The organism is Bacillus sp. SJS (assembly GCF_000732485.2).
Lineage (GTDB): Bacteria > Bacillota > Bacilli > Bacillales > Bacillaceae > Metabacillus_B > Metabacillus_B sediminis.
This window is the reverse complement of the sequence record NZ_JAQV02000009.1, coordinates 41381-66253: the sequence shown is the minus strand read 5'-3', so window position 1 is coordinate 66253 and position 24873 is coordinate 41381. Positions and strand designations below refer to the sequence as shown.

General features: G+C 41.3%; 21 protein-coding genes and 1 pseudogene. 16 read left to right on the top strand and 6 right to left on the bottom strand.

All coding sequences use genetic code 11. From position 1 onward, the window contains the following. The first annotated feature begins 251 nt into the window (after nucleotides 1-251). From groES to AS29_RS05090, 6 genes and pseudogenes are all read left to right on the top strand, one after another. On the top strand, nucleotides 252-536 hold the full coding sequence (groES, locus tag AS29_RS05110) for a co-chaperone GroES (protein WP_035408406.1): 285 nt from the start codon (nucleotides 252-254) through the stop codon (nucleotides 534-536). Nucleotides 537-593: 57 nt separating this feature from the next. Then, the gene (gene groL, locus AS29_RS05105) at nucleotides 594-2234 is read left to right on the top strand and encodes a chaperonin GroEL (RefSeq protein WP_035408404.1); all 1641 of its coding nucleotides are present in this window, start codon (nucleotides 594-596) and stop codon (nucleotides 2232-2234) included. Between the two features lie 308 nt (nucleotides 2235-2542). Continuing rightward, nucleotides 2543-4249: an ATP-dependent nuclease gene (locus tag AS29_RS05100; protein WP_051860699.1), complete on the top strand. Its 1707-nt coding sequence runs from the start codon at nucleotides 2543-2545 to the stop codon at nucleotides 4247-4249. A 926-nt stretch (nucleotides 4250-5175) separates the two neighbouring features. After that, nucleotides 5176-5322, top strand: coding sequence for a hypothetical protein (locus tag AS29_RS21275; RefSeq protein ID WP_156505871.1), 147 nt, complete (start codon nucleotides 5176-5178; stop codon nucleotides 5320-5322). Nucleotides 5323-5819: 497 nt separating this feature from the next. Then, nucleotides 5820-8171, top strand: a complete 2352-nt coding sequence (locus tag AS29_RS05095) for a TOTE conflict system archaeo-eukaryotic primase domain-containing protein (protein ID WP_035408403.1) — start codon at nucleotides 5820-5822, stop codon at nucleotides 8169-8171. Between the two features lie 72 nt (nucleotides 8172-8243). Further along, nucleotides 8244-8978 (top strand): annotated as a pseudogene (locus tag AS29_RS05090) (Fic family protein). A 131-nt stretch (nucleotides 8979-9109) separates the two neighbouring features. Here the strand turns inward: AS29_RS05090 and AS29_RS05085 are convergent. Further along, nucleotides 9110-10342: a glycosyltransferase family protein gene (locus tag AS29_RS05085; protein ID WP_035408438.1), complete on the bottom strand. Its 1233-nt coding sequence runs from the start codon at nucleotides 10340-10342 to the stop codon at nucleotides 9110-9112. A gap of 275 nt (nucleotides 10343-10617) precedes the next feature. On the opposite strand from AS29_RS05085, the gene AS29_RS05080 reads away from it, so the two are divergent. The 5 genes from AS29_RS05080 (at nucleotide 10618) to AS29_RS05060 (ending at nucleotide 13994) form a co-directional block, all read left to right on the top strand. Then, on the top strand, nucleotides 10618-11133 hold the full coding sequence (locus AS29_RS05080; protein WP_035408400.1) for a pyridoxamine 5'-phosphate oxidase family protein: 516 nt from the start codon (nucleotides 10618-10620) through the stop codon (nucleotides 11131-11133). 317 nt (nucleotides 11134-11450) lie between these two features. Next, nucleotides 11451-11816 (top strand): DUF2089 domain-containing protein, encoded by a 366-nt coding sequence (locus AS29_RS05075; RefSeq protein WP_035408399.1) that lies wholly within the window; start codon nucleotides 11451-11453, stop codon nucleotides 11814-11816. Between the two features lie 12 nt (nucleotides 11817-11828). Next, nucleotides 11829-12218, top strand: coding sequence for an SHOCT-like domain-containing protein (locus tag AS29_RS05070; RefSeq protein WP_035408397.1), 390 nt, complete (start codon nucleotides 11829-11831; stop codon nucleotides 12216-12218). 4 nt (nucleotides 12219-12222) lie between these two features. Beyond that, entirely contained in the window at nucleotides 12223-12504 is a 282-nt protein-coding gene (locus AS29_RS05065; RefSeq protein ID WP_035408396.1) for a hypothetical protein, read from the top strand. Nucleotides 12505-12617: 113 nt separating this feature from the next. Beyond that, nucleotides 12618-13994, top strand: coding sequence for a right-handed parallel beta-helix repeat-containing protein (locus AS29_RS05060; RefSeq protein ID WP_035408393.1), 1377 nt, complete (start codon nucleotides 12618-12620; stop codon nucleotides 13992-13994). Between the two features lie 249 nt (nucleotides 13995-14243). On the opposite strand, the gene AS29_RS05055 is transcribed toward AS29_RS05060, so the two are convergent. Further along, nucleotides 14244-14660, bottom strand: coding sequence for a MerR family transcriptional regulator (locus tag AS29_RS05055; protein ID WP_035408391.1), 417 nt, complete (start codon nucleotides 14658-14660; stop codon nucleotides 14244-14246). 242 nt (nucleotides 14661-14902) lie between these two features. Between AS29_RS05055 and AS29_RS05050 the strand changes: the two genes are divergently transcribed. The 5 genes from AS29_RS05050 (at nucleotide 14903) to AS29_RS05030 (ending at nucleotide 19789) form a co-directional block, all read left to right on the top strand. Further along, a complete protein-coding gene (locus AS29_RS05050) occupies nucleotides 14903-15943 on the top strand; it encodes an NAD(P)-dependent alcohol dehydrogenase (RefSeq protein ID WP_035408388.1) in 1041 nt (346 codons plus the stop codon). Nucleotides 15944-16159: 216 nt separating this feature from the next. Continuing rightward, a complete protein-coding gene (locus AS29_RS05045) occupies nucleotides 16160-17611 on the top strand; it encodes an alanine/glycine:cation symporter family protein (RefSeq protein ID WP_035408386.1) in 1452 nt (483 codons plus the stop codon). A gap of 169 nt (nucleotides 17612-17780) precedes the next feature. Continuing rightward, entirely contained in the window at nucleotides 17781-18509 is a 729-nt protein-coding gene (locus AS29_RS05040; RefSeq protein ID WP_035408384.1) for a glycosyltransferase, read from the top strand. A gap of 484 nt (nucleotides 18510-18993) precedes the next feature. Further along, the gene (locus tag AS29_RS05035) at nucleotides 18994-19434 is read left to right on the top strand and encodes a ribonuclease domain-containing protein (RefSeq protein WP_035408381.1); all 441 of its coding nucleotides are present in this window, start codon (nucleotides 18994-18996) and stop codon (nucleotides 19432-19434) included. Nucleotides 19435-19513: 79 nt separating this feature from the next. Then, nucleotides 19514-19789: a barstar family protein gene (locus AS29_RS05030; RefSeq protein WP_035408379.1), complete on the top strand. Its 276-nt coding sequence runs from the start codon at nucleotides 19514-19516 to the stop codon at nucleotides 19787-19789. Nucleotides 19790-19826: 37 nt separating this feature from the next. Here AS29_RS05030 and AS29_RS05025 read toward each other — a convergent pair whose 3' ends face one another. The 4 genes from AS29_RS05025 to AS29_RS05010 all read right to left on the bottom strand — a co-directional run bounded on the left by AS29_RS05025 (nucleotide 19827) and on the right by AS29_RS05010 (nucleotide 24826). Then, nucleotides 19827-20336, bottom strand: a complete 510-nt coding sequence (locus tag AS29_RS05025; RefSeq protein ID WP_035408377.1) for a hypothetical protein — start codon at nucleotides 20334-20336, stop codon at nucleotides 19827-19829. Between the two features lie 145 nt (nucleotides 20337-20481). Next, complete coding sequence (locus AS29_RS05020) at nucleotides 20482-21981, bottom strand: M1 family metallopeptidase (RefSeq protein WP_035408376.1); 1500 nt, start codon at nucleotides 21979-21981, stop codon at nucleotides 20482-20484. Between the two features lie 226 nt (nucleotides 21982-22207). Beyond that, nucleotides 22208-23158, bottom strand: a complete 951-nt coding sequence (locus tag AS29_RS05015; RefSeq protein ID WP_035408374.1) for an LCP family protein — start codon at nucleotides 23156-23158, stop codon at nucleotides 22208-22210. Nucleotides 23159-23293: 135 nt separating this feature from the next. Further along, nucleotides 23294-24826, bottom strand: coding sequence for a glycoside hydrolase family 32 protein (locus AS29_RS05010; RefSeq protein WP_156505872.1), 1533 nt, complete (start codon nucleotides 24824-24826; stop codon nucleotides 23294-23296). Between the last annotated feature and the right edge of the window lie 47 nt (nucleotides 24827-24873).

The window sequence follows — 24873 nt, the reverse complement described above, 5'->3', positions numbered from 1 at the left end:
CCTATTCCTGTGTGCGGGAAATGATACATTTTACATGACCACAAATAATTGTACCACATCCTCCGCCTTTTCTCTTATACGGAGTCTGTGTGGGTGCGTTTTCAAATGTTGAATTTCGTCGAACAAAAATTAAATAGTTTTCACTTGAAATTAGCAAAAAGTTTATATAATATAGACTTGTGTGTTAGCACTCAAGATAAACGAGTGCTAATAAAAATAAACTACATATGAAATTGAGGAGGGTGTTTCACTTGTTAAAGCCACTAGGTGATCGTGTAATTATTGAATTGGTTGAATCTGAGGAAAAAACAGCAAGCGGCATCGTATTGCCAGATTCTGCGAAGGAAAAACCGCAAGAAGGTAAAGTTGTAGCTGCTGGTACAGGACGCATTTTGGATAATGGCGAGAAGGTTGCTCTTGAAGTAGCTGCCGGCGATCGCATCATCTTCTCAAAATATGCTGGAACTGAAGTTAAATATGAAGGTACAGAATACCTGATCCTTCGTGAGAGCGACATTTTAGCGGTTATCGGCTAATCGATACAACCGGATAACAAAAATAAAACGATAAACAATTCCAAGGAGGTATTTTTCATGGCTAAAGAAATTAAATTCAGCGAAGAAGCTCGCCGTTCCATGCTTCGCGGTGTGGACGCGCTTGCGAATGCCGTAAAAGTAACATTGGGACCAAAAGGACGCAACGTCGTTCTTGAAAAGAAATTCGGTTCTCCGCTTATCACAAACGATGGTGTGACAATCGCGAAAGAAATCGAGCTTGAAGATGCTTTCGAAAACATGGGAGCCAAGCTTGTTGCTGAAGTAGCAAGCAAAACGAACGACGTAGCGGGTGACGGTACGACAACTGCAACGGTTCTTGCACAGGCAATGATCCGCGAAGGTCTTAAAAACGTTACAGCCGGCGCTAACCCTATGGGCGTCCGCAAAGGAATCGAGAAAGCAGTTAAAGCAGCAATCGAAGAGCTTCAAGCGATCTCCAAGCCAATCGAAGGCAAAGAATCCATCGCTCAAGTAGCATCGATCTCTTCTGCTGACGAAGAAGTTGGACAATTGATTGCTGAAGCAATGGAGCGCGTTGGAAACGACGGCGTTATCACAATTGAAGAATCCAAAGGTTTCACAACAGAGCTTGAAGTCGTCGAAGGTATGCAATTCGACCGCGGCTACGCTTCTCCGTACATGGTAACTGATTCAGACAAGATGGAAGCGGTTCTTGAGAATCCTTACATCCTGATCACAGATAAAAAGATCACAAACATCCAGGAAATCCTTCCTGTTCTTGAGCAAGTCGTTCAGCAAGGCAAATCTCTATTGCTTGTTGCAGAGGATGTTGAAGGGGAAGCTCTTGCAACTCTAGTTGTGAACAAGCTTCGCGGAACATTCAATGCAGTAGCGGTTAAAGCTCCTGGCTTCGGTGACCGCCGTAAAGCGATGCTTGAAGACCTTGCCATCCTGACTGGCGGAGAAGTGATCACAGAAGATCTAGGTCTGGATCTTAAATCTGCGAACATCACTCAGCTTGGACGCGCATCCAAAGTTGTGGTTACGAAAGAAAACACAACAGTGGTTGAAGGAGCAGGCGAAACAGACAAAATCGCAGGCCGCGTAAACCAAATCCGTGCTCAATTAGAAGAAACAACTTCTGAGTTCGACAAAGAAAAACTTCAAGAGCGTCTTGCTAAACTTGCTGGCGGCGTAGCCGTGATCAAAGTGGGTGCCGCTACTGAAACAGAACTAAAAGAGCGCAAACTACGCATCGAGGACGCCCTGAACTCTACTCGCGCAGCAGTAGAAGAAGGAATCGTATCCGGCGGTGGTACAGCGCTAGTGAATGTATACAACAAAGTAGCTTCTCTTGAAGCAGAAGGCGATTCTGCAACTGGAATCAACATCGTTCTTCGTGCTCTTGAAGAGCCAGTACGCCAAATCGCTCACAACGCAGGCCTTGAAGGATCTGTTATCGTAGAGCGTCTGAAAAACGAAGAAATCGGCGTTGGCTTCAACGCTGCAACTGGACAATGGGTAAACATGGTAGAGGCTGGAATCGTCGACCCTACTAAAGTAACTCGTTCAGCTCTTCAAAACGCTGCATCTGTAGCAGCAATGTTCCTTACTACTGAAGCAGTAGTAGCCGACAAGCCAGAAGAAGGCGGCGGCGCCGGCATGCCTGATATGAGCGGCATGGGCGGTATGGGTGGAATGGGCGGCATGATGTAATTACATCCCCCTAAAAAGAGCCAAACCTTGATGTTTAAGGGTTTGGCTCTTTTTTGTTCTTTTTATTTTATAAACTCCTGTTATTGCACAGTATATGCAAAATGTTGATTAACACATATTAATATTTTTCCCTAAAATTACTGATTACAAAAAAGATAATGGTTCAGTATATATTAATATAGCATCTAAGGAATCTCATCAAATCTACTGACACTAAAATCATAGTATAAATTAGACTTATAAATACAGTAAATGGTATATTATAGGGGGAAATATCGATATTTGTCATCTAAGGGGGATATTTAAGTTTGAAGCTTAAAAAAGTCGTTATTAATAAATATAAGAGTTTTATCAACGAACAAGTTGTAGACATAGAAAATCATATTACCCGTTTTGTGGGTAAAAATGAATCTGGAAAATCCTCATTCCTTGAAGCCCTCGCTAAGTTCAATTACTTTGAAAATGATCCTGCATTTAAATTTAACGATACCTTTGATTTTCCTAAAAATGAGTGGAAGAGTTTCCAAAAATCCGGTAAGAGCGTAGAAGTTGTAAAATGCACCTTTGAACTAGATGATGAACTAATTAATACCATTGATTATGACATTGGTAAAGGAGTTTTTACATCTAAAGAGATTACAGTAAGTGTTGATTATAAAGATAGAAAACGATATGAAGGTTTGAAAACAAATCAACGTAAATATATAGATAATTTATTGGAAGAATTCGACCTTAGTGATGAGACCTTGGAATTTTTAAAGAGTGCCAAAACATTGAAAGAACTGATTGAATTGTGTGTTCAAAAAGAAGAGGCCATATCGGTTGGTAATCATCTAAATGAGAATATAGTTAGTAATGCTTTCCCTTGGGATAACATTCTAGAGGGTCACGTAGTCAAGTATTATCTAGCACCCAATTTGCCTAAATTTTGGTATTTTAATGAATATTATTCAATTCCTTCTAGAATAAGTATTAATAAATTAAAAAATGAACAAATTGATGCTGATTTTACAAAAGAGGAATTTAATACTTCAGTAGCTCTCTTTGAATTAGCAAATATAGATATAGAAGAATTGCAGAACGCTGAGAGTTTTGAATCGTTTATATCTGAACTCGAAGCAACATCAAACGAAATTACGGATGAATTTTTAGAATATTGGACCACAAATAATAACCTTGAAATAAAGTTTGAAATCGAAACTTCTATTCAAAAGAATGGTCATAATCAAATTATAAGTGAAGATAAAATACTGAATATAAGAATCCGAAATACCAAGCATCGAGTGTCATTACCTCTGAAAAATCGAAGTAAAGGCTTTGTTTGGTTTTTCTCATTCTTAGTATGGTTTAGTAAAATACAAAACTCTGAAAAAGGAAAATACATTCTTTTACTTGATGAACCTGGTTTAAATCTTCATGCCTCAGCGCAAAATGATTTACTGAAATTTATTGCTGAAAAATTATCATCAGATTACCAAGTAATTTATACAACTCACTCTCCATTCATGATTGACTCTGCAAAGTTAAATGAAGTCCGTACAGTTTTTGATTCAATGGATCCGAAAAAAGGGAGTTATATTTCAGATGCTATTGAGGAAAAAGACTCTGACACTTTATTTCCTTTGCAAGCAGCTTTGGGTTATGATTTAGCTCAAAATCTATATATGTCAAAAAACAACCTATTAGTTGAAGGACCTGCAGATTTATTATATTTGACAGTAATGAGTAGTGTTCTTGAATCAAATGGTCGAACAGGATTAAAAGAAAATGTAACAATTGTTCCTGTTGGTGGCTTAGACAAAGTTTCCTCTTTTATCTCTTTACTAAGAGGGAGCAAATTGAATGTCGTATGTTTATTAGACTCTTTTACAGATCAAAAGGGAAAGAGAAAAGTAGAAGATTTAATTATGCAACGTATTATTAAGGCGAAAAATATTAGATTTTTTGATGATTTTCAAATATTGATGGTGAATATTCTGATATTGAAGATTTGTTTGATAAAGAGGAATATATAGAATGGTTTAATTTTGCATTTGATGAATTCGAAGATATTAAGTTCGAACAGTTAGACACAAACACCAACCAAATAATCAAACAAATAAACAAGGTAATAGGTAAACCAAGATACAATCATTATCGCCCTGCACACAAGCTTACTCAATTAGGTCTAAGTACTGAAGAGTTTTCTGCCGATACACTATGTCGGTTTGAAAAAATGTTCAAAGAAATAAATACGTTATTTTAAATGAGAGACTCATCATAAATTGATGGGTCTGTTTCTGGTTTCATTCTTTTTAAAGAAATCATTAAGATTTTTGTGTGAATTATAAATTTGTTCTCGCAGTTCTTTGAACATAAAAATTAAGGTTACGCACACAAACGACATTGTGAAGCAAGTCTGCTGATAATGAACGAAAGTAAGACAAAACTGCAATCGTGGGGTTTCTGATTTTGGGGAAGCATTCAGTATGACCATTACAAATAAAGAAGAGCAAGAAAAAAACTTAGGCTATATTCGACAAAATATATGGGCAACAACGACAAATAATCATCTGAACTTTTTACAACATATAAGAACTTATTAAAAAGAAACGGGACAGGCAGCTGTTGTCTTACCTGATAATGTTCTGAAGGTGAAGTAGGTGAAACTATTATAAACAAATCATTCAAACTACTTTTTCATTAAATATTGCGTTTACCTACAGGTATATTCTATAGACCTAGTGTAAAACACTATTAGATTGATAATGAATTATATATATTGGTTATTATGCTGTTATCTGAAATAGCGATAAAATTAGAGAACTATTTGCGAAGGAAAGTAACCTGTAATATAATAGTTGTAATTAAATGTTCGTTTTGTTCAGCTTCGTTCCCCGAGGCGAGTAGGCTTAGCGCGAAAGCGTCCGTAGCGAATTTGGTGAAAAAGGGGGCGGTGCGTATGAAAGCACTTGTTAAATGGTTTGATGGTGTAGACATTAGAATTCCGTTTGTTTCAATAAAGTTTAAGAAGCCGAACAACAATTCAACCTTATCCAACGCTACGAGGCTGAACAAAACGAATAATCAAAATGGAGACGATTGTTAGTTCGTCTCTTTTTTTGTTGGATATTTTGGGGAATTCCTTTCAGAATAGTGTATTATCAAGATATTATAAGCTATTCAGTAATATAGTATTTCCAATTGATATAACTCTTATTTTTTATAATTAAAAACTTTACTATACCCCATGTATGTTGTTGTGCACATACTTAAAACAATTGGTATGAGTAACAAAAAGGGATATATATGAACTATATCGCTTCTATAAGAGTCATCTAGTTTGATTTCATTCTTAGCCAGCTATCAAATTACTAACAAATTTCAATATACACACTACAGATCAAAATCACATGGGCAGAATTTAATTTGCGCCATCTGTCTTGACGGGAAACCTTTGAGATTTCTCGTTTTTTCTTATGAATTTAACTCATTTCCGATGAGGTTCACCTTTACGTAAATCTTCCATTATATTAATTAACCCTGTTAAACAACTCCTCTATTGACTAAACTAGAATCAAAGACCTCAACGATAGGAGCAGTCTCATGAATATTCAGGAACAGCTCAATCAAGCCTTAAAAGAAATCAATAGACTAAAGAAAGAAAATATACAACTAAAACAGGATTTATATAAAGCGCAAGGCCGTAATATTTCCCCACATCAAATTTCGAATGAAACAGAAATTGCAGCCAAATTTACTCCCAAAGAAAAAGCTGCAATTTCCCTATTTATGAACCTCTTCCGGGGGAGATCTGATGTTTTTGCTAAACGGTGGGAATCGAGTACCACAGGAAAATCGGGCTATGCACCTGCATGTGAAAACGAGTGGGATAAAGAGCTTTGCCGGAAGCCTAAAATTAAGTGCCAGGATTGCTCACACAGATTATTTACTCCTTTAACTCCCCAAGTGATCTACGAACATTTAAATGGAATAAAAACTGTTGGAATCTATCCGCTGCTTGAGGATAATACGTGTTATTTTCTTGCTGTGGATTTTGATAAGAAACAATGGCAGGATGATGTCCGTGCATTTATTGAAACCTGTAAAAACCTAGGGCTGCCGTATCACATCGAACGTTCCCGTTCAGGAGATGGGGCTCATGTGTGGTTCTTTTTTGAAGAGGCAATAAGTGCTTCGCTGGCTAGGAAGCTTGGGATGATACTATTATCGAAAACAAGTGAGAAACGCTTTGAAGTTGGGATGGATTCCTTTGACCGAATGTTTCCTAACCAAGATCTGCTGCCCAAAGGCGGTTTTGGCAATTTAATCGCTCTCCCTCTACAGAAACAGGCAAAATCGAAAGGAAACAGTGTTTTTGTTGATGATTCATTACAGGAGGTGGAGAATCAATGGAAATATCTATCATCAATCAAAAAAATTTCTGAGAAAAACATTTTACAAGTTGTAACAGAGTTTTCCCGTGAAGAAACCTCTATAGAGGTAAAAGAAAAAATAGAGAACATCGATTTACCTAAAGAAGTTACCATTGAATTAAACCAAGGTATCGAAATCCCTAAGAATTTATTACCTAACGAGATTCTTAATGAAATACATAAACTTGCGGCATTTGGCAATCCTGAGTTTTTCAAAGCGCAAGCAAAACGTTTTTCCACGCATCGGATTCCCAGAATGATTGACAGCGCTCAGATAAGTGATAACACGCTCATACTGCCAAGAGGTCTTCTGGAAAAAGTAGAGGAAATTTTCGTCAAGCATAAAATATCTATTAAAAAGGTGAACAATCAATTTTCAGGCAAGCCTATAGATGCTAAATTTCATGGCCAGCTTACGATTCAGCAAGAGGATGCGGTTACCTCCATGGCTGAGTATAATAATGGGGTATTGGCAGCAGATACTGGTTTTGGAAAAACGGTTACAGCTGCAGCGTTAATTAGCAGAAATAAAATCAATACTCTCATCATTGTGCATCGCACACAATTAGTAGAGCAATGGAAAGAGAAATTATCATCTTTTTTAAACATTCCAGTAAAAGAGATTGGCCAGATTGGCGGCGGGAAAAACAACCCTTCATATAACATTGATGTTTCAACCATTCAATCGCTTAATCATAATGGAGTATCAAAACCTGAACTGCAGCATTACGGGCAGATTATTGTTGATGAATGTCATCATATTTCTGCTGTCAGCTTTGAAAAGGTACTGAGAGCCGTCAGAGCAGAGAAAGTTTATGGATTAACAGCAACCCCAGTTAGGAAAGATGGCTTGCACCCCATCATCTTTATGCAATGCGGACCTGTAAGATATAAAACGGATCGCAAGCAACAAGCAAATATTCGGCCGTTTAAACAAACTCTTGTTAGAAGAGAGACGCTAATGAAAACGGATGAAACAGACATACAAGCGATCTACTCTTTGTTAGCAGCTGATAAAGAACGGAACGATCTGATCTTTGATGACGTTCTTAAAGCTCTGGATGAAAAACGCTCTCCGATTGTAATAACTGAACGTTTGGATCATGTAAATGCTCTTAATGACCTTTTTAAAGGATTTTCCAAAAACATCATCATCCTTTCAGGAGCCATGAAAAAGAAGGAACGGCGGCAAGCACTGGAGAAATTAATAAATTTACCTGACAGTGAAGAGAGATTACTCATTGCAACAGGGAAATATATTGGAGAGGGATTTGACGATGCCAGGTTAGATACGCTTTTTCTGACAATGCCAATCTCCTGGAAAGGAACGTTGCAGCAGTATGTTGGCAGGCTTCATCGAAACCATGCAGATAAAAACGAAGTGAAAGTATATGACTATGTAGATTCAAATATTGAGGAACTAAAGAAAATGTTTGAAAAGCGACTAAAGGGATACAAAAATATAGGCTATGGTCTAGAGGATGAAAAAAGAGAGAATCAGCAGATTAAATTTTTTGACTAAAATTTGCTGGTTACTTATGTGGAATACTTTAATGTAATCTGATTAAGATTAGCTATGAAAGAGTTGATCCCCATGTTCGAACGAATTAATCAGATTAAAGCTATCCTGGATATCAATCGGCCACTGCCCAAATATACAGCCAGAAGTTTACGCGAAAAGCTATTTCTCGAATGGACATATCATACGAATTCAATTGAAGGAAACTCGTTAACAATTAAAGAAACGAAAGTGGTTTTGGAAGGAATTACGATTGCCGGAAAAACCCTCCGTGAACATTTGGAGGTTATCAATCATCGTGATGCGATCACGTACGCAGAAGAGATCGTACATAAGGAAGAACCTTTGTCGGAGTGGCAAATTAATAACTTACACCGGCTTGTGCTAAAAGGCATTGATGATGAAGATGCAGGTGCATATAGAGACCAGCAGGTTTTTATTTCCGGTGCTAAACATATCCCTCCAGCATCCTATCTCATATAAGGGGAAATGGAACAGCTGATGGTCTGGTATGAACAAGCACAAGAAGATAACCTGCACCCGATTGTCCGGGCAGCCAAGCTACATGCTATTTTTGTTGGAATTTACCCATTTATTGATGGCAACGGCAGGACATCTAGGCTGCTGTTAAATCTAGAATTGATGAAGGACGGGTTTCCGCCAATTGTGATTAAGATGGAAAATCGTTTGGCTTATTATGAAGCATTAGATAAAGCGCATACGAAGAAAGAGTATGATGATTTTATTGAGTTGGTGGCTATAAAAGCAGAAGACTCGCTTAATCTTTATTTGAGTGCAATAAATAAATAATCGCTTTAGCAGAAGCCGCCCGATAACAATCAGTATCAGAACGGCTCTATTTTTTTGTAAGTTGATCTCCGAGAAGCCAAAATGAATTTACCCTCTCGCTTCCATACATTTATATCTCCGTTAAAAGCTTTCTATAAAAATCTATTCGCGATATTCAACCACGAATTCAGCGCACGGGGAATAAGAGCTGGATTTTTCTCTTTAATTTTAAGAATTTGTCCGGTATAAATCTTGTCCGAAGTCAAGCCGTTCATACTCATAATCTGCATGAAGGGAAGGCTATACTTGCTTGAAATTCCGATTAAGGTTTCACCCGGCATTACGTGATGAATACTAGAGGTTTCATAGTTAATCCATCTTCCGCCTTCGGGTGATTTTGGTGTGTCTTTCAGAATTCCTCTGCTTGTTAGATGCAGCAGCATTTCCTCCGCCCGCTGCTTGTACGAATTTAGTTTGACGGAGTTCCGCCCGTTTGCTACAACCAGTTCCCTTTTGATCGGGTTCGTTAAATAGGATTCAACCTTTTGAACGGTTTCCGTGGGGGAGGCTGAAACAATTAAGTCCTGATCAGGTATAAACTTTTCCCTTACTGCAGGTGTATCATTGGTTAGCAGCAATCCCCCTGATCCAAGAATTTCATAGGTGCGCTGTGTAAGCTGATCTTCGCAGTTTTGCAGACCAATGACGATTTTTGCGGAACTGTAAATTTTATGGGCATCCCGATAATCTACATATCCATGAATCCAATCATCAGGAATTTTGTTTCCTAAATATTTCTCCATATGCTCCCAGTCTTTCCCCCAGAAGTCAATACGAATCCCTTTTTGCAGTAAAGGCGCAATCAGCGTTTGCAAGGAAGAGGCACGGTATCCATTCGGCTGATTTTTAATGAATTTTGGATAGGCATTCGCCACCACTGCAATGTCACTGCGGTAGTTTGATAGAGGCGGAATCTGATGATGAATGCTGTCATGATAGCCAAAGTCCAGGTGAGCAGCCTTTATCCCTAGCTCCTCATACGTTTTTATTAAAGATGGAGTAACGGTAAAAACAAGATCGGGCTTCATTCTGCTGATTAGCGGCAGTGTGAAATTTTTTGTATGAAGAGGATCCTCCGTTGCCCAATATACAAACGGGATATTAGCCTTCTTCAGAGCACTTCTAATCCATAGTTGCTTTGCCTCCCAGTGCTCCTCCGTCCAGCCCATCGATACAATAAGATCAGGTTTCACCGCTTCTATCATCGGTGAAATCGTTTCAATACTAATAGGCCCGGAAATGATAGCCGTATGACCTGCGTCCTTAAATCCATTTGGCAGACCATAAATCCACATCGGGTGACTTTCAAGAAAGAGAATGTTTATGTCTTGTCCCTCCATTCTAATGGTACCTACTATCCATATGTAAATGCAGGAGGGACTGGCACGGCTTAGAGGTATTGGAAATGTATGTAATGACTGTGTTTGGACACTGCTGAATTTCTATGCACCGCACGCAGTAATCGGACGCCTGGAAATTAAAGATCAAGTTCAACAGAGCCTATGGAACAAAAGCCGTTCGCTGTTAAAAGTGTTAGGCAGCACCGATTAGGGAAAGAAAATGGTAAGCAGCTGATGAGAATTAGAAGGAGGAAACCATAATGTCTAACGAAACATCAGAAAACGAGAAAACTCTTAAAAAAATTAAAGAACTGATCAAAGATGAGAAGGTAGCGATGCTGACGACCATTTCCCCGGAGGGCAGGCTGATGTCACGGCCGATGCAGACGCAGGAAGTCAGGATGGAGCAGGAAGAGATTTGGTTTATCACCAAAAAAGATACAGAGAAGTACAGGGAGATTCAAAATAATCCCGCTGTTAACCTTGCCTACGCAGGCAGTTCATACGTCTCAATCAGCGGGACGGCGGAGTGTGTCCAGGATGAAGAAAAGAAGAAGGAGTACATGAATTTTGTGGTGGAAAAAGTATTGAATACGTCTGCAGAAGACGAGGATGTCGTTCTGATTAAGGTGACGCCTGAAATTGCTGAATACTGGGAATCCGGGATCAGCATCAAAACCGTTAAAGAATTTGTGAAAAAGATGGCCGGCAGACATTCAATGGAAGACGGCAGTGATTTGAAAGACACTGTTAACTTTAGTGAAAACAGGAAATAGGTGCAGCAGACTATTTATAGCACAGGGACGGTTTTCCTGCCTCCGAAGAAGAACCGGCCTTGTGCTTCTTTAATAGCAATCATTTGCTAATATCTATTCCTTTTATTTCATTGAAAACTGTAATGAGTAATAAAGCTTCTCGAAGTTCATCTTTGAGAAGCTTTTCTTATGAGAAGATAATTCCAGCGTAAAATAAATAAAATCTATATGGAATTTAAAAATATTAATTTATTTTATATAAATAATTAATATTGTTATTTTAATTTTTGTGATTTGCAATTATAATCAAATCAAAGCTCACGAAAGGAATTACCAAAATGGCTTATGAAGTAATCACGAATTGCCCTGTCTGCAGTGAATCGCTGAAGATTACCAGGCTGCAGTGCAGTCATTGCAGCACGACGATTGAAAATGAATTTGAATTATCCAAACTGGCTTCTCTATCAAAGGATCAGCTTCATTTTGTGGAAGTGTTTGTAACATGCAGAGGAAATATTAAAGAGGTTGAAAAGGAATTAAAGATTTCGTATCCGACCGTTCGCGGCAAACTGTCAGACATCATTTCTTCCCTCGGTTATGCGGAAAAGAAGAAAAATGAGGCGGACGAAAAAAAGATTGTTACGATGCTGGAAAATGGCGAGATCACTCCAGAGGAAGCCATTAAGCTGCTAAAAGATGAATAAGGGGGAAGGGTTATGAAAGAGGAAATTACAAGAGTGCTAACCATGGTGCAGGAAGGGAAAATTGATGCCGGTCAGGGAGCAGAGCTGATTCAAGTCTTAAAAGAAAAAGAAGAAACAGGCAGCAAGCGGTTTGAAAAAACGGATAAATATTTAGATAAAACATTAAAAGTCCGTGTTGCATCAACTGAACATGATAACGTGTCCGTCAATTTGCCAATTAAGCTTTTGAAGGCGATGTTAGTGGCTGGCCACGGAATCGCCTCGAGTATCCCTGAATCTCAAAAGTATGTGAAAGATATAGACATCAATCTATTAATCGAAGCAATTGAAAACGAATTGGATGGCCAAATCGTTGATGTGAAGTCGGCAAACGGGGATACCGTTTCTGTCATCATCGAGTAGTGCCATGCTGCAATTAAAGGTGAAAACGAAAGATGTACGATTCACAATCCCTCTCCCATATGCCATTCTTCATATTGGAATTGCGATTCTGTCCTCAAAATTTTTCCGCCGAAATGTAAACAGATGGACAAAAGATTACTTGGCGGAAAAGAATTGGAGCTATATGATTCCGCCCATCGACAAAAAGTTGCTAACACCATTTGTCAGCGAACTGAAAAATAATAAAGGCTTGCTCCTGGTTGATGTCAAAGCGAAGGACGGTACTGAAGTCAGGGTAAGGCTTTAGCTGGCCCAAACAAAACGCGGATTTTTATGGAGTTCGCGTTTTTATGGTGAAAAAAATCGGTCTGGAACCGATATTTTTAATAAGTCTAAATACTAAGCCAGGAGCATTCCCGCATGAAAAAAATAATTCTAACGGTCTTTCTGATCATTTCTTCATTCTTTTTGGTCAACTGCTCAAAAGCTGTAATTGAAACTAAATTGTACGTTGCCCCCACTGGAAGCGATCAAAGCCCGGGAACAATCCGGCAGCCGCTCAAGACCATCCAAAAAGCAGTGGATCAATCCAAACCAGGCACAACCATCTATGTACGTAAAGGCACTTACAAGGAACAGGTTATGATCAAAAAATCAGGGCTAAGCAGCGCTCCTATCATCATTCAGGCTTATCCAAAGGAAAAGGCCATCCTTGACGGAACCGGCGTAAAAATTTCCTGGGATAATCAAGGCTTGGTATCCATCCACAATAAAAGCTACATCACAATCGATGGGCTGGAAATCAGAAATTACAAAACCAAACAAGAGGATTCCCTGCCCATCGGAATCTCGGTGAGCGGGAGCGGAAAAGGCATTCAGCTTCTGCGGAATCATATTCACCATATTGAAACGCAGCACCCGGACGGGAATGCACATGGAATTGCGGTTTACGGAACAAAGGCACCGCAGGCAATTGAAAATGTGCTTATCTCAAGTAACACCCTCGAGGACATGAAGCTTGGCTGGAGTGAGGCGCTGGCGGTCAACGGCAATGTAACGAATTTTCGAATTCAGGACAATGTGATCAGAAGAACGAATAACATTGGCATTGATGCAATTGGATTTGAGGGCACGTCCCCGGATGATGCCTTTGATCAGGCAAGAAATGGACTCATCCGTCATAATACCGTGTATCAAGTATCGAGCTATTGGAACCCCGCCTACGGGAATGAGTATACGGCCGGCGGAATCTATGTGGATGGCGGGAAGAATATTACAATCGAACATAATCAAGTTTACAAGAATGATATCGGCATTGAGGCAGCAAGCGAGCACAAAGGCAAATCCACAAGCTATATCACCATCAGAAAAAATACCATTTATGAAAATAAAAGCGCCGGAATTTCAATAGGCGGCTACGACGAGGAGCGCGGGAATACCATTAACTCCACCATCACTGAAAATATCCTGTATAAAAATGATACAGAGTTACAGGATAGCGGGCAAATCTATCTCCAATATAACGCCAGGCAAAATCGCATCGAGAACAATACACTGGTCGCCGGAGGCTCGAAGCTTTTAATCAGCAATCCTTTTAAACAAAATGAAGGGAACCGGATTGACCATAACCTCTATTACCTCGAGCAGGGTGAAAATGAGACACGCTGGATATGGAGGGGAAAAGAGCTGACCGGTTTCAGTGAATATAAAAAGAAGAGCTTGCAGGATGGAAAGAGTGTTTTTAAAAAACCGAAGTTTGTGAATGAGGGTAACCGGGATTTAAGGTTTACTGAGTAAAATTAGAGGTCGTATGAAAAGTAACATTATCATGATAGGGAGACCCATTCTATGCGTCTCCCTGTTTAAGTTTAAATCCTGAGTCAGGATGATTGAAGCGGAAGGGCGACACTCCTTCGGGTGCAGCGGGGCAGGTGAGACCCCGCAGCCGCGAAGCGAGGAGGAGGCTCACCGCCCGCCCCTGGATGAGGGAGCCCTGCAGCGGAAATCAGCCTAAACAAATCTAAGTTAAATAACCAACCACTTTTATTAAAGGGTAACAGGAATCTCTATTTTCCCATTCTTATGAATCTCCTCTGTCCCAGCCTCCAATGCCGTCTTGTAATAAAAGCATTTATGCTCAATGACCTCCATTGTTTTCTTCAATTCTTCCATTTGTGCTTCAACCGTTGCTTTTCGTTCTATAAACATGTCATACCGCTGCTGCAGTGTGGAATCCCCATCAGAACACCAATCAATGAAACTTTTAATCTCTTTTATAGGCATCCCGGTGGATTTCAGGCATTCAATAACTTTTAACGCGCTGATATCAGACTCTTTAAACAATCGCGTTCCGCTTGCTGTCCGTTCTACAAAAGGGAGGAGTCCTTCCTTGTCGTAGTATCGCAGCGTATAGACGGTTAGATTCAATTCTTTTGCCGCTTCACTGATCGAATAGGTATTCATTCGTAATCTCCCTTTCCGGTTTATATATAGACCTTGAGTTAACTCTACGTTTGAAGTTATCACGAGAGTGAATGCGTGTCAAAACCCGCAGATTGAAAAAAGCTTATCTCTTGACCTAGAGTTAACTATAAGAGGTAACATAGTTTCGTAAGAGAAAAAACAGGTATATAGATAAAGGAAGAATATTACCCTGTACAATGTTTCTCTTAAAAATGAATCTACTACTTACTGGAGGTTTTTCTATGATTACTGCTAAAGCAAGAGCTGTTGACGGTCCGGACAAACCCTTTAAAGAAGCTGAAATTACACGGCGCGATTTAGATTCGAAAGATGTTTTGATTGAAATTAAATTTGCGGGAATCTGCCATTCCGACATTCATACGGCTCATGGAGAATGGGGCGAGGTGAACTATCCGCTCGTGCCTGGCCATGAGATTGCGGGTATTGTCACAGATGTAGGTCCCGAGGTAACCAAATACAAGGTCGGTGACCGGGTAGGAGTTGGATGTATGGTTGACTCCTGCGGTGAATGTGAGAACTGCCGCAAGGGAGAGGAACAGTACTGCCTAAAAGGAAATATTCCGACCTACGCGGGTGTTGATAAATACGGTGAGCCGACTCAAGGCGGCTATTCTACGCATATTGTTGTGGTAGAAGATTTTGTCTTAAGCATTCCGGATAATATTGAGCTGGATGCAGCAGCACCGCTTCTTTGTGCGGGCATTACAACATTTTCTCCGCTTCATCATTGGAAAGCAGGTCCTGGCAAAAAAGTAGCGGTTGTTGGTCTCGGCGGTCTTGGCCATATGGCTGTTAAGATTGCACACGCGATGGGCGCAGAAGTGACGGTTCTTTCTCAATCATTGAAGAAAAAAGAAGACGGCATGCGGTTCGGTGCCGATGATTACCATGCTACAAGTGATCCGGTGACGTTTGAAAAGCTTGCCGGAAAGTTTGACCTGATCATTAACACGGTAAGTGCCAAGCTTAACCTGGATGCTTATCTTTCCCTTCTAACTCTAGATGGCAGTTTAGTAAATGTAGGGGCTCCTGCAGAACCGCTATCATTAAACGTGTTCTCTCTTATTGCGCACCGCCGTTCATTTGCCGGTTCATTAATCGGCGGCATTCGTGAGACACAGGAGATGCTGAATTTCTGTGCTGAACACAACATTGCTCCTGAAATTGAAGTCATCTCGGCGGATGAAATTGATGAAGCATACAAAAGGGTAATGGCTTCAGATGTGAAGTATCGGTTTGTCATTGACATCAGCACAATGTGAGCTGCTTAAAAAGCGATAAACTGTAATGATAAGGGTGTCCAAAAAGTCTAACTTTTTGGGCATCCTTTTTATTTTGGCAGAAAGGGAGCAAAAATAGGATGCTGCAGCTATCCATTTCAGCTTAATTGTGAGGAAAGTTGACAAATTTATTGTGGGAATATTACGCCTAATATATAATTATTAGAAGGAATTTTCAGAAAAAAGGAGAGTGGCAGTTTGGCGGAGTTTGTAACAGCTTTAAACGGTATCTTATGGAGCACCCCGGTTATTTATATACTGCTTGGCGTAGGACTTTTATTTTCTATATTAACCCGGTTTTTGCAGGTTCGGCACATTAAGGATATGATCTTGCTGATGTTCCAGGGGAAAAGCTCGGAAGCCGGTGTTTCATCCTTTCAGGCGCTTTCCATTGCGCTTTCCGGACGTGTCGGCACGGGGAACATTGCAGGTGTGGCTACAGCCATCGCTTTTGGAGGTCCGGGGGCTGTTTTCTGGATGTGGGCGATTGCCTTTATCGGGGCTTCCAGTGCATTTATTGAATCTACTCTGGCACAGATCTACAAAGTAAAGCAGGACGGTCAATATCGAGGCGGCCCGGCTTATTACATTGAAAAGGGTATAGGCTGGAAATGGTTTGCCGTTCTATTTGCTGTTGCAGCCATCATTGCCATGGCTGTTTTGATGCCGGGAGTGCAGGCCAATTCGATTGCCCTGGGGATGAAGAATGCTTTCGGAATATCTCCGGCCATCACTGGGATAGCGGTTGTTGTTTTATTAGGCTTTATCATCTTTGGGGGGACAAAAAGAATCGCAAATGCAGCTCAGCTGATTGTTCCTTTTATGGCACTTGGATACATAATCTTATCCGTTATTATCGTGATCATGAACATTACCGAATTGCCGAATGTGATTGGGTTAATTTTCAGAAGTGCCTTTGGCGCAGATTCAGCCTTCGGCGGTCTGATTGGGATGGCCGTTGCATGGGGAGTAAAACGGGGAATTTACTCGAATGAGGCAGGCCAGGGGACGGGGGCCCATCCAGCCGCAGCGGCTGAAGTGTCCCATCCGGCAAAGCAAGGGCTGGTACAGGCATTTTCTGTGTATATTGATACCTTGTTTGTATGCTCAGCCACAGCCTTCATGATTTTGTTTACAGGTATGTATAATACGCAGGCGGAAAACGGTTCTTTCATTGTGAACAATCTCAAAGGTATTGAAGCGGGCCCTGGATATACTCAGGCTGCCATTGACAGTGTCCTCCCCGGCTTTGGTGCGGGATTTGTCGCTATTGCTCTTTTCTTTTTTGCCTTCACGACAATCATGGCCTACTACTATATCGCGGAGACAAATCTTACGTATTTATTCAAACAGAATAGCAAGTGGACTACACTTGTACTAAAGCTAGTCATTATGGCGGCTACTTTCTATGGAGCAGTCAAAACAGCCGAAGTCGCGTGGGCGCTCGGGGATGCAGGACTGGGCATTATGGTATGGCTGAATGTCATTGCCATTTTGATTCTGGCCAAACCAGCACTTCTTACGCTGAAGGATTATGAAAGACAGAAGAAGCAGGGATTGGATCCTGTTTTTGATCCTAAGGCATTAGGAATTAAAAATGCAAGCTACTGGGAAACGGAGCGGACGCTGAAAAAAGAGAATATCTCCTAACGTTAGGCGCGATAAGTTCACATGACTCATAAGAAAGAAGCTTCTTGTCCATTGAGAAGCCTCTTTTTTATTTGGCTGTTTGGAATACTAGCAGTTTTTTTCTGAAATCAGGCTTTTGTACAAGCACTTATGCGAAACTCTCATAGAAATAGATAAAGAAGTTTTGAGAATGGAGGGTAACCCTATTAAATTTTCTATTATCATCCCTGCTCATAATGAAGAAAAGTATATTGGGAAATGTCTGGATTCCATTATGGCAGCGTCAGCGTCTTATCAGGGTCAGGTTGAAATAATCGTTGTCTTAAACCGCTGCACGGACCGGACAGAGGAAATCGCACAAACCTACAACTGCATTACCTTAAAAAATGAGGATAAAAATCTGTCTAAAATCAGGAATGCAGGGGCTAGAATCGCCAGGGGAGAAATAGTGATTACGATTGATGCGGATACATGCATGAACAAGTACCTGCTGAGAACTGTCGACCAGCTGTTATCGACCGGCGTATTTATAGGCGGCGGTGTGACGGGCCATTTTGACCGGATGTCTCTCGGAATTATGGCATCGGTAACAACGCTTTCCATCCCTATTCTCTTAAAATATGGATGGATATCAGTGGGGATCTTCTGGTGCTATAGAAGGGACTTTGAAGCAATCGGCGGATTTAACGAGGAGATGCTGATGGCAGAGGATTGTGATTTTGCCAAGCGACTCTCAGCCTGGGGATCCAGAAATAATAAAATGTTCGGAACGATTCCGTTCGGGATGAAAACCTCCGCCAGAAAATTTGACAAATTTGGGGACTGGGTGCTAATCAAGAGGCCCGAACTCATTTCAGCCTACCTGAAGGAAAACGTCCAAAAGCATGCGGATGAATTGTACTATGATTATGAAGACTAGCTGAGTTATGGGGCAAATAGCTTTTGCCAAATGCAATAAAACCCGGAAACGAGTAAAGCATTTCCGGGTTTTTGTTTTCTTTTTTAACATGGTTCTCTACCTATACATAGTAAGGCTGATTGTAGCGGAAGATGCTTGACTGCTACGGGAACAGCGGGACAGGTGAGACCCCGCACCCGCAAAGCAGGAGGCTCACCGCCCGCCACACTAGGTGGTTAAGCATTGTGCAACGGAAATCAATCAGCCAAGACTAAACTAAATTTTTACCCGGTTTTCCATCCACACCTGAAAACATAAGCAAAAGAAAATACATAAAAAAGAAAGCAAATCCATTCTCTCGTCTTTTTACCTGCCGTCTCTTAGTAACATTCTCTCATTTTTATCCATATACACCATTCTTTACAATTCCTTAACCATTCTGACAAAAATCGACTGTATCATTAAGCTTGTATTTAAAAAATACTAACTTTGGAGGTATGGAAGAATGAACAAGCTAATGAAGTTTGGTGCGATGGTTGCTCTTATTTTTGCATTGGCGTTTGGCGGTTTGAGCCCGGTTTCGAACGAAGCTCCTCAAGCGAAGGCAGCAGCAGTTGAATCTATTACGAGCTTTGATGGGATTATTGATTATCTTAAAGCGTACGGTGAGCTTCCTCCGAACTTTGTAACGAAGTCTGAAGCTTCATACTATGGATGGGTATCAAGCAAATGCAACCTGGCGGATGTTCTTCCTGGCTATAGCATTGGAGGAGACGTGTTCTCCAACCGTGAAGGATTGCTTCCTGCTAAATCAGGACGCGTTTATTATGAAGCGGATGCGTACTACACTTCCGGATGCAGAAACGCTTCCAGAGTCGTTTTCTCAAATGATGGACTTTATTACACAACAAGCGATCACTATAAAACATTTACAAGAGTATACTAAGCTGAAAAAAGGGACTTGCTTCTTGAGAGCAAGTCCTATTTAATGAAATGGAATACATACTTAGCCTGGGGTGAATTTTATGACTGAACTCGTATTAAACGGCAAGGACCTGCTGACAGTGAAGGATGTTCACCAATATTTTAAAACCGAGCTTTCATTTCCGGATTTTTACGGGGAAAACCTGGATGCCCTGTATGACTGCTTAGTGGATTATGCTGTTCCTCCGATGATTATTAAATGGCTTCATTTTGATGAAAGCCAAAAGAATCTTGGGAAACAGGCGGACAAGCTTGCGGATGTACTGACGGATGCAGCGGAGGAAGTCAGGGGGCTGAAGGTTATCATTGATAAATAAAGAAAAAAGGCTTCCCATGCGTTCGGGAAGTCTTTTTTTATTTACGCAAAGGCAGCTGAACATTTTCATTCTCATCAAAATCTTTCAGGGGAGATTCAGGGTGGAATGGTGTCTCATTCCTTTGCAATTCCGGATAGTGAGGGACTCCTGATGAGCGGTATCTGATATGGAATTCTTCTTGATATTCAGGCGGTTCTTGTTTTGGCGGGGATTGCTTCATGCCGGCAATCCATGTTTCGAATCGGTATGTTCCTCTATCTATAATGGCGCAAAGATCTTCAAGGGAGTCGGTCAGGTCATTTAAACAGTCCATTCCATTTCGCAGCAGTATGCCTTTTTCATTGGCTTTTTCAATTGAATGCTCCAGCCTGTAAGCTTCCTGCTTATAATAAAATTCAATAAAGCAGCTGTTTCGGTCCCAGTTAAAATTGTAGTCTTCAATTTTTAAGCGTTTGATTACCTTTACAAGCTTTAATTCACAAACGTTTTGCTCCTTGTGCGGCATCCCTTTGATTAGAAGATTCTTGAGAAAACGATTCTTAAACATGCCAGTCACCCACCTTTTGATTTGTGTCAAGCTTTCTGTATATTCTATTTATTTCTACAAAAGGAACTAAATCCCTTCATGCTGAGGGTCGAAAGATTGTGTGAAAAAAAGACTTCTCATATGGAATGAGAAGTCCTGCTCCTGATTAGTACTGATCCGAAGGAAATACGCGGTGCTCTCTGAAAAATGGAGTTAAATCCATGCCGGTGGATCTTTCCATGGCTGCGATAAAGTCCTTAGTCGTAGAGATGCCGAATTTCTTTTCGTTGAAATAATCCTTCATCGCTTTATAGAACGCATCATCTCCAACTTCGAGACGCAGGTCATTGATGGTTGTTGCGCCGTAGTCATAAATGGTGTAGTAATAGGCGTTGATTCCAGCATTGCCTCTTGCAGTGAAGTCAGAAACCTTGCTTGTCACATGATAATAGGATTCCGGAAGCGGAGGAACGTTTAACTGATCAAGGCTGTTATCATAAAGGGCGGCAGCATAGCTTGCAAACGATTCATCAAGCCAGGGCTCATCAAACTCGTTGTCTCCGATAATTCCATAGAACCATTGGTGTCCGATTTCATGGGCGTTCACAGACTTTACCCATTCCTGGGTCCGGTTTTCGCTTAAGCTGATCATGACAAGCTGAGGATATTCCATCCCTCCGAACCAGCCTTCCATGGATACGACGTCAAGCTCCGGCCACGGGTATTTACCGAATTTTTCACTGAACAGCTTGATGCTGTCTTTTCCGGATTCCATTAGGGAAGCGGCATATTTGGCATATTTGTCGTCGTAATAAACATTTACTTTAACCCCGTTTACTTTAGAGGACAAAATTTTGTACGTAGGGTTCATTTCCATCGCAAAATCACGGACATTTTCTGCTTTATAGTGATGGGTGGCAAGCTCGCCGTCCACGGCCGGTTTGCCTTGCTCAGTGCCGGTTGCTGCGATGACCTGCTTGCGGTCGGTCGTTACTTTCACATCATACTTCCCGGATAAGGAATAGAACGATTCCCCTGCGTTAAAGTAGGGATCGACATTCCAGCCTTCCTCATCGTAAACCGAAAGAATAGGGAACCAATTCCCCATGGAGACAGTATCTCCATACCAGCCAAACCGGTCCTGCTGTTTCGGGAAGCTTACGTTAAAGTTCATTGTAACGGTTGCGGATTTGTTTTTAGCAAGGGACAGATTTGAAATGTGCAATGCCGTATCTTTCACCTGGAATGATGCCTTTTTCCCATTTACCCGGATGTCTGAGACGTCCATGCTCCCGCCTTTATCCTTGAATACATCTGCTCTGCCCCATAGGTTGAAATAGAGCTCGCTGAGGTTGTCCTTCACATTGTTTTTAAAGCTTACATTCATTTTCCCAGTCAGTTTATGAGTTTTGGCATCATACACTACGTCCATTTTGTAGGAGGGATCTGCTGGTCCTCTTACGTCATCCCCGGCGTTTTTTCCTTTACTAACCCGCCGGCTTTTCGAAGCAAGCAGAGGAGCATCTGCTATAGAAGTTCCTTTGTAAGCAGCTTTACTTGCGGAATAGGTTTCCTGCTTCGCTTCTGCCGGCAGTGCAAGCCCTGCTGTTAAAGCAGCAATTGCCGCTCCTGCAATCCATTTTTTTAATGCGGTCTTTTTAATCAATGGAATTCCTCCTTTTTTCGGATAGTTAAGTAATTCGGCATTCGAAATAGATGCCCTTGAAACATTTGTATGATTTTGTAAAATCGGTTCATTAGGTACAGAATCCTGTACAGCCTTGTCGGGTGCCGTCGAAATCGTTCCTTTGTCATGAAACGTTGCAGGATACTCCTCCTGAAAAGCTTCTGTTCTGCATAAAAAAAAGAACTGCCGCAGCAGTTCTCATTGTTTATTGATTTTCTCCCAAAAACTCTTGTAGTGCTGCTTTGTTTTCGTCCAAATCCAGATCCAGAACCGCTCCTGCCCGCTGGAATCTCTTCGGTTCATACGCACCATCAATAGGGATTCTGAGTGTTTGGATTCCTTCATCCCGATTGCTCAGATAGGACGTAGCAAGGGACAGGACTTCTCCAGAATCAATATTTGTATTAATGAAAGGCTGGATGGTACCGAGCAATTGCGGTGCTTTCACTACACCATTAATCGTAAGAAGCTCCTTTGTCACTTTTCCGAGAATCTCCTGCTGGCGCTGGATCCGTCCAAAGTCGCTTTGGGCATCTTTTCTGAACCGGACATAGGCGAGTGTCTGTTTTCCATCAAGACGCTGCAAGCCGGGTTCCAGGATCATGCCGATATCCTTGGACATCCGTTTTTCAACATTGACTTCCAGTCCTTCCGGGAAGGCGGTGTCGATGATTTGAGAGAATCCATTAAAATCGACTAAAGCGTAGTATTGAACATCCACATCGAAGTTTTCCTTGATGGTTTTCCTGAGAAGCTCCGCTCCGCCAATGGAATAAGCTGAGTTGATTTTCATTTTTCCATGGTCCGGTATATCAACATATGAATCTCTCATAATGGATACGAGCTTCGCCGTTTTCGCATCATGATCATATTGCCCGATCATAATGGTATCAGTGCGGGATTTTTCTTCGCCGCGGGAGTCTATCCCAAGCAGCAGTACATTCATTTTTCCTTTTGTTTGAACCCCGTTAAACTCTACTTGCTTTTGGGAGACACCAGTCGCTTTCATAGACACGTTAAGAGCAGATTTATATTGAAAATAAAAATAGAGGGCAGCACTGATTAGAAGAAGGAGGAAGATCAGGGATATGACCTTGCGCTTTTTTTTCTTGCTTTTCTTTTGCTTGCCCCGGTTCAGGCGGCTTGTCTCAATCATCACGGTTTCCTTTCCATAATCGGTCTTGTGCATATTATATCAAAAATTGTCAAAACGCGGAAAAAACTTTGCGTTATCAGACTTGCAAAAGAGGCCGGGTCATTTAGACACCAGCCTCTTAGTCAGCTATATTTTTTATCGGTTCGCTGGACGGAAATGTTTAACCTCCATATTTTCAAAAACGGAAGGTCCGCCTTCAGAGAAAAGGGTGATTCCCTGATCCTCTTGTTTAGGGAACACCTGACTTGAATGAACCGTCTTGCCGTCATCAACAAAGACCTCAACCGTCGTCTTGTCAACGAGGACCTTTACATGAACCTTTTTCTTTCCGGCATCAAAGGGTGCTTTGCTTTCAATAAATTTCCTGCTCCCGTCTGGCTGATCGGTTTGCCCCCTGTTTACGTAGGACAGGCCTTCAGCCGGGAGGAAGCCGACGTCAATGTGCCGGGCCTTATCATTGGACTCTCTCAGTCTCAATCCGAGGTTTTGAGCATCGGACCAGCTGATATCGGCCTCGAACTGATAGGCTTCTCCTTTAATATCAAGTGTTTTAGCCCCATCAACCTCTGTTCTTTCTGCCGTTTGCTTTGATTCTGTCAGCTGATCTAATGCCTCAACCGGCATGGAAGTCAGACTGTAGCTCTGATCTCCCTGTTTTTTCATTTGAATTTCACGGACGATGGAATCAACGCCGTTAAAATTCTCTTTTACTGTCGGGGTATTATGCGGGTAATCCCAATTGTTCATCCAGGCCAATCCATATCGCTTATTCAGTGGATCTTCGCTTTTTCCATCCTCAAACGTCACACCGCCGTACCAGTCAAATCCATAATCGAGCCATTGCGGCTCAGCGGAATCAGGGGTAAAACTCTTCCCGTCATAATTCCCTGTCCAATACGCATACGTATTTGGTTTTCCGGCTGCCTTCCCGTTGGCACTGGCGCCCAGAACCCATTTGACGGTTCCATCATCTGCTCGCATTCTAAATAAATCAGGGCATTCGAGGAGGCCGATGTTTTGGGTTTTAAATTCTCCGGTAAAAGACCAGTCCTTAAGATTTTTAGTTTCATAAAAACCGATTTTATCACCTTCAGCCATGGTCATCATCCATTTTTGATTCTCTTCATCCCAAATGATTTTGGGATCCCGGAAGACCTCTGTTCCATGATTAGACATGACCGGCTTTTCGCTGAAAGATTGAAAGGTTTTCCCCCGGTCGGTGCTGTACCACAAATATTGTTCCTGTTTGCCGCCATCGGCTGAAGGCTGGGTAACGACAGCCACAATGGCTCCTTTTCCAAATCCTGCCGAATTGTTTTTATCCTCTACAACAGAACCGGACCATATGTCCCCGTTTTTATTGGAGAACTTCGGAATCGCTATGCCTTCATCCTTCCAGGTCACGAGATCCTCAGATGAAGCATGCCGCCACTCGGTGCCGCCTCCGTCAGGATAATTCCCGTTGTATAAATAATAGTAGTGATATTTTCCATCGATGAAGATCGGCTTTTGAGGGTCATTTTTCCACTTTTCAGGCGTGCTGAAATGGTATGCTGGGCGATTGGATGAAGCTTCCTGAGGCGGTTCTTCCTTTTCATTTTGTGTTTTTTTTACCTCAGTTCCTTTCGGGGCAAAAATGAGCAGAAGAGCAATGGTCAAGGCAGCAATGGCGAACCATGTTATCGTTCTTCTATTAAATAGATACTTGTTCACTT